Source organism: Streptomyces pratensis (assembly GCF_037137275.1).
Lineage (GTDB): Bacteria > Actinomycetota > Actinomycetes > Streptomycetales > Streptomycetaceae > Streptomyces > Streptomyces pratensis_B.
This window is the reverse complement of the sequence record NZ_JBBBEN010000010.1, coordinates 1-799: the sequence shown is the minus strand read 5'-3', so window position 1 is coordinate 799 and position 799 is coordinate 1. Positions and strand designations below refer to the sequence as shown.

Below are 799 nucleotides of genomic sequence, written 5' to 3'. Positions count from 1 at the left end.
TACGGGTCCTGGAACACCATCTGGATGTTGCGGCGCACCGCCTTCAACGCCCGCCCGGACAGCTTGGTGATGTCCTGGCCCTTGTAGAACACCTCGCCGGCGGTGGCCCGCTCCAGCGTCATCAGGAGCCGTGCGACCGTGGACTTGCCACAGCCCGACTCCCCGACGATGCCGAGGGTCTCACCGGCGTACAGGTCGAAGGAGATCCCGTCGACGGCCTTGACCGCGCCGATCTGCTTCTTGAAGAGGACGCCCTGGGTCAGCGGGAAGTGCTTGACCAGGTTGCGCACCTGGAGGATCGGCTCGCCCTTGCCCGCCGGCCTGTCGAGGGCGGTCACGGCCTCCGCCTCGACCGCCGGGTCCGAGGCCTTCGCGTCGGAGACGTTCGGGGTGGCGTCCAGGGGCTCCTTCTTGAGCTCAGCCATGGATCGTCTCCTTCCAGAAGTGGCACGCGCTGCCGCGGCCGACCAGCTCAAGGCCGTCCTGCTCGGTCACCGGAGCGAGCGGCGGAACGTCCGTACGGCAGATGTCCCGGGCCCGGGGGCAGCGCGGGCTGAAGGCGCAGCCTTCGGGGATGCGGGTGAGGTTGGGGGGCAGGCCCTTGATCGCGTAGAGCTCCTCGCCCTTCTGGTCCAGGCGCGGGATCGAGTCCAGCAGCCCCCGCGTGTACGGGTGGGCCGGGCGGCTGTACAGCTCGCCGACCGGGGCGGTCTCGACGATCCGGCCCGCGTACATCACGGCGATCTTGTCCGCGACGTCGGCGACCACGCCCAGGTCGTGGGTGATCAGGATCAGACCC

2 protein-coding genes are annotated in these 799 nt (G+C 69.6%); both read right to left on the bottom strand.

The genetic code is table 11. The features are described 5' to 3' along the window. Positions 1 to 425, bottom strand: a 425-nt coding sequence (locus V9U70_RS00060; RefSeq protein WP_336672315.1) for an ATP-binding cassette domain-containing protein, incomplete at its 3' end; no start/stop codon positions are given. Further along, a partial coding sequence (locus V9U70_RS00055; RefSeq protein ID WP_336672314.1) for an oligopeptide/dipeptide ABC transporter ATP-binding protein occupies positions 418 to 799 on the bottom strand: 382 nt, incomplete at its 5' end. The genes V9U70_RS00060 and V9U70_RS00055, both read right to left, overlap by 8 nt.